Here is a 343-nt window from a genome sequence, read left to right on the forward strand (position 1 = left end):
CGACATCAAGGACGACAAGTCCCGGGACAAGGGCTTCGAGGGCATCCACGACTACTCGAAGATCTGCACCCACGTCGGCTGCCCGATCAGCCTCTACGAGCAGAAGACCCACCACGCGCTCTGCCCGAGCCACCAGTAGACCTTCGACATGTCGGACGGCGCGCGCGACATCTTCGGCCCGGCCGGTCACCCGCGGCCCCCGATGAAGATCACAACATCCGAGAAGGGCTTCCTCGTCGCCACCTGCGACTGCTACGAGCCTGACGCCCCGAGCAACGGCGCACCGTGTTCGGCGGGTCGGCGTCGAAGAGCACCTGGTTCCAGCCGAGCTGCCAGCCGAACC

Annotated in this window: 1 pseudogene; it reads left to right on the forward strand. The window is 66.2% G+C overall.

The annotated features are described in order from the left end of the window. Nucleotides 1-274, forward strand: a pseudogene (locus tag PUR71_RS14620) (Rieske (2Fe-2S) protein); the annotation flags it as partial. Nucleotides 275-343 lie beyond the last annotated feature (69 nt).

Origin of the sequence: Streptomyces sp. SP17BM10 (assembly GCF_036322405.1) — a bacterium.
In the GTDB taxonomy this organism is placed as follows: domain Bacteria; phylum Actinomycetota; class Actinomycetes; order Streptomycetales; family Streptomycetaceae; genus Kitasatospora.